Origin of the sequence: Streptomyces phyllanthi, assembly GCF_009377205.1 — a bacterium.
GTDB classification, from domain to species: Bacteria; Actinomycetota; Actinomycetes; order Streptomycetales; family Streptomycetaceae; genus Streptomyces; species Streptomyces phyllanthi.
Genome location: NZ_VJZE01000617.1, coordinates 1 through 4,325, shown reverse-complemented (window position 1 = coordinate 4,325; position 4,325 = coordinate 1). Strand labels below are relative to the sequence as shown.

The following is a 4,325-nucleotide window of genomic DNA, read 5'->3' as shown; positions in this document are numbered from 1 at the left end:
AGGTAGGGGAGGCGGGGGAAGAGGCCAGTGCCGGGGATACGCCGGCCGGATCGGTCAGGGCGGTGACGAGCAGTCCGGCCGCAAGGGCCCCGCCCGTCCATAAGCTTGCGACGCGATGTCTGGGCACACGTACTCCGTTCGAGATCGTTGAGTCATGAACAGAGACAGCGTGCTCAAAGTTAGTGCAGGGGTCAGGGAGGCCTAACTCAACTACCGTTTACTGACCGGAAGTTGACGCTGGCGGGCGAGATCGTGGTGCGGTGCGGTGACATGTCACGTGGTATGCGCCTGAGGGCTCACGGTGCCGTCTCCACGAGCCTGTCCCTGCGCAGCGATCACGCGCTGCGCGCATTGGTGGACGGGGCGACACCACTCGGCTCGGGTATCGGCGGGCGATCACGTGGACGACATGCTCCCGCAGGCCACGTGGCCCGATGACCACCAGCCGCGCGTGGACTGCTTCCTCAAGCGGCTCCCCGAGGAGCCCGACCTCCGCGCCGGACCGATGTCCTGGGCATCCGGATTGGCCATCGGGGCCCGCGTCCGAGGGCTATCGTGCCCTCATGCCGGTTGATCTGATCCGTATCGTCTCCCGCGACTCCCCGATGGCACTCGCACAAGTGGAGCGCGTCCGCGCGGAGCTGGCCGCGCTCCATCCCACGGTGCGCACCGAGGTCCTACCGGTGAAGACGACCGGTGACAAGTGGATGGGTGACCTCTCCCTCGTCGAAGGGAAGGGTGCCTTCACAAAGGAGGTTGACGCCGCACTCCTCGCAGGTGAGGCGGACCTCGCCGTCCACTGCGTCAAGGACGTGCCGGCGGATCGCCCGCTCCCCGCCGGGACGACGTTCGCCGCGTTCCTCAAGCGCGACGACATCCGGGACGCCCTCGTGGACCCGGCAGGCCGGACCCTGGACGAACTCCCCGCCGGCACCCGCATCGGCACCTCCTCCGTCCGCCGGATCGCGCAACTCGCCGCCTCCCACCCGCACCTGGAGTGCGTGCCGATGCGAGGCAATGCCAACCGGCGTCTCGAAAAGCTCACCGGCGGTGAGGCGGACGCCCTCCTCCTGGCCGTGTCCGGCCTGGAGCGCATCGGCCGAGCCGACGTCATCACCGAGGCCCTACCGGTAGAGACGATGATGCCGCCCATCGGTGCCGGCGTCCTCGCCCTCCAGTGCCGGGACGACGACACCGCAACGATCGACACCGTCAGCGGCCTCGGTGACCCCGTCACCCACCGGGAGACCCTCGCGGAGCGCATGTTCCTCCACGTCCTCCAAGGGCACTGCAACAGCCCGATCGCCGGGTACGCCAGCACCTCGAGTAGCGGGGAACTCTCCCTCCGCGCCTGTGTCTTCACCCCGGACGGGAAAACGGTCCTCAACGCACACGAGTGGGCCGGCCGCCTCGACCCGGCAACTCTCGGAACCTCCGTCGCCGTCGCACTCCTCCGCCAGGGCGCCCGAGACCTGATCGACAGCATCGCCCACTGACCCACACGTGAAGGCCCGCCTGGCACCACCAGGTGTGCGCGCTGCACGGCTTGTCTCTTCCTTGACGGGACGGGGCTCCCCGGGGGCGGAGCCACCCCCGGGATGCGCCTGATGGCGAATCCTCGACGCCTCGTCGAGGAGGGCCCTGGCCTCGGCAATGTCGGTGGCCTCAGCCGCACGGTGTTCCAGGTCGTGCAGGTGAGCATCGAGCTTCGGATCACGGGCGATCGCGTACTCGATCCACCAGCGGGCCACGAACGCAGGTACAGGGCGAAGGTCATACGTGTCGGCGATCGCCCACTTCCAGTGTTTGTCGAAGTCGGGGAGGAGCTGGGGAGCGTGCTCGGCGATAGCCTCGCGCAGCGCCTTCGGAGTCCGCTCGGGCATGGGGGGGGACGACCGGCTCGGATTCCGCAGCGTGGGCAGCCATGATCGATGTCCTCCTTCGACGTGCCGTCGGTACGGCCATAGCCGCGCTCACCGTGCCCGCGCGGATCGCCCGCGCACTGGCTCCGACAGAGGCAGCAGACCCTGGGCACGGATCTTCGGGGCGCCCCGGGCGTACAGGTTGGCGGTGAGGTGCCGAGCCGCCGGGGGGGGTGGCCTGTGGTCGTGATCTCTGGCATGCGATCACCGTGACCGGACAGCACGCCTTCCCGTCCCGGTTTAGCACCCCTTTCACCCGACGGTGTCCACACCCGCCTCACCCCTGACGCCCTCCATGAACGCGGACCAGGAGGCGGCTGAGAAGACCAGCGGACGCGCCGCCGGGATCTTGCTGTCGCGGACGGGGACCACGCAACGGCGCCGCACCCTGTGGCTCGCCACCTACGGGATCGACGTCGGCCCGCGCCGTATCCACGGAGTGGAGGTCGCCGCGTGACCTCCCCGGATCCCGGCGACGTACAGCCGCTCGACCGCCTCCGTCTGCTGCCCTGGACCACTCCCGACGGCAGGCCCTGCTACCTCAGCGCGGCCCACGACGCCAGCAGGCTCTCCCGGCTCGCCGATGACCGTGGAGGCCGCCCAACTCCGGTCCGGCGAAGAGGTGTTCGCGGGCGCCAGAGCTGTCCTCGCCGACTCGAAAGCCGGTGAGCGCGCGGTGCGTTTCGCGCTCACCCGGGCGACCGAATCCCTGCGCGAAGTGATCCGCATCGCCGTCAGCAGGGGTGAGCGGATCGGCGCCCGCGATGCATTTCGGCGCGGAGACGCAGGTCACGAGGCCTCTGAGAATTCTCTGATGAAGTCGTGACCCCGATGTGAGTTTTGACGTGTTCACTTCCTAGCTCCGGTGGTCCTCGCGCACATCCTCACCACCGGTCTGACCCCCCACACAGCAACGCCGGGGCCCTTCCGCGCCCCCGGAGCAGCAGGAGAGTGCACGAGTGAAACTCGTATCCGGACTGAAGAAGTGGGCCGTCGCCGGCGTGTCCGCGGCCCTCGCCGTCACCGGCCTGATGGCCACTTCCGGTACCGCCCACGCCGCCACCGGCCCGGGCGGGGCGACGAACATCCGGGGCGTGGACCCGGGCAACACCGATCTGATGATCGAGCGGCTCTGCAACCAGAAGACGAGCCTGACGGGCGTCTACGGCGCCCTCAACGTCGACACCGGCGAGTTCAAGACCCGGGACGAGTACCTGCGGGACGTCTTCGGCCTGTGGAAGCCCGCCGGGCCGTGGGAGCTCTTCCGCGGCTGGTGCGGTTACGCCGAGTCCTCGACCTGGTCCATCAAGGGAGAGCCGGTCCGCACGTCCCGGTGGATCGGCAACCGGGGCTCGGCGGACGACAAGGAGACCTTCGTCAGCAGCTACAGCACCAAGACGTTCGCCAAGAAGAGCGTCGGGGGCGAGATCAGCCTCTCCCTCGCCAAGAGCATCTTCACGGGCGGCGTGGGCGGCAGCGCCGGTTACGAGTGGGGCTGGGAGAAGGAGTCCCGGTTCGAGACCCGCAGCGAGAAGACCATCCCACCGTGCAGGCAGGTGGCCGTGACCTGGACGCCGTACCAGCGCGTGGTGCGTGTGAACCCGATCTTCTACGTCGAGGACTACCAGTGGAACAAGGGTGGCGGTGACGTCACCACGCACACCTGGCGCGGCCGGGACGCGAGCTGGAAGACGATCTACTCGTACGGCTACTACATCGACGGCGTCTCCGACAAGATCCTCCCCAACGGCCAGCCCGACGGCCGTGAGGACAAGATCGAGGAGAAGCTGGACCCGAAGACCTGCACCAGCTGAAAGCCTCTCCGACGGTGCCCCCGCCCCGCGCGGGGGCACCGTGCTGTCGGACTGGTGCCCGCCACCCTCACGAGCCGTCCAGCAGCTCCCTGACCTCGGCCGGGAGATCCTCCACCTCGTCGACGGCGACCAGCGTCGCGTCCTCCGGGCTGCCGCCGACCGCGATGGCGACGGTCGGGTCGACGCCCTTGACCGCGTACGCGGGCGACTCCCACGACTCCTCGTCGTCCTCCTCGCCGCCCGTGTCGTTGCACGGCGGGTGCGTGGCCCTGCCGAGTTCGCCGGTCGTCTCCACGGGGACGTCGACGGCGCCGATGTCCTGATAGGTACGGCCCTCGTACGTCACCACGATCGCGCAGGACGCCGAGCCCCCGTCCGACACAGCCGTGCAGCCGATGGCGCCCGTGCCGAACAGCACGGCGGCCCCCGTGGCGACGAGTACGCGTCGTACACCCACGACGTCAGCGGTCATCGCGGCATCCCCTCTCAGTTCAGTCCAGCCCTCCAGGCTTCGACGCACGACCATCCAGGTTCGTTCGGTGATCGGCAACCTTTTCCGTTCCGGCGGCGACCACTTGTCGCCCCACCC

4 protein-coding genes and 2 pseudogenes are annotated in these 4,325 nt (G+C 69.0%); 3 read left to right on the top strand and 3 right to left on the bottom strand.

Annotation, left to right across the window (positions count from 1 at the left end):
- Positions 1-563 precede the first annotated feature (563 nt).
- Positions 564-1,496 (top strand): hydroxymethylbilane synthase, encoded by a 933-nt coding sequence (hemC, locus tag FNH04_RS42165; RefSeq protein WP_152791526.1) that lies wholly within the window; start codon positions 564-566, stop codon positions 1,494-1,496.
- A gap of 186 nt (positions 1,497-1,682) precedes the next feature.
- On the opposite strand, the pseudogene FNH04_RS49180 reads toward hemC, so the two are convergent.
- Together FNH04_RS49180 and FNH04_RS42155 are read right to left on the bottom strand one after the other, a co-directional pair.
- Positions 1,683-1,883 (bottom strand): annotated as a pseudogene (locus FNH04_RS49180) (DUF6247 family protein); the annotation flags it as partial.
- Positions 1,884-2,174: 291 nt separating this feature from the next.
- A complete protein-coding gene (locus FNH04_RS42155; protein WP_322725439.1) occupies positions 2,175-2,294 on the bottom strand; it encodes a DUF397 domain-containing protein in 120 nt (39 codons plus the stop codon).
- 81 nt (positions 2,295-2,375) lie between these two features.
- Here FNH04_RS42155 and FNH04_RS42150 point away from each other — a divergent pair.
- Positions 2,376-2,748, top strand: a pseudogene (locus FNH04_RS42150) (hypothetical protein).
- Positions 2,749-2,881: 133 nt separating this feature from the next.
- Complete coding sequence (locus FNH04_RS42145; RefSeq protein ID WP_322725437.1) at positions 2,882-3,736, top strand: hypothetical protein; 855 nt, start codon at positions 2,882-2,884, stop codon at positions 3,734-3,736.
- Positions 3,737-3,803: 67 nt separating this feature from the next.
- On the opposite strand, the gene FNH04_RS42140 is transcribed toward FNH04_RS42145, so the two are convergent.
- Positions 3,804-4,208, bottom strand: coding sequence for a DUF6281 family protein (locus tag FNH04_RS42140; RefSeq protein WP_228031951.1), 405 nt, complete (start codon positions 4,206-4,208; stop codon positions 3,804-3,806).
- Positions 4,209-4,325: the final 117 nt, after the last annotated feature.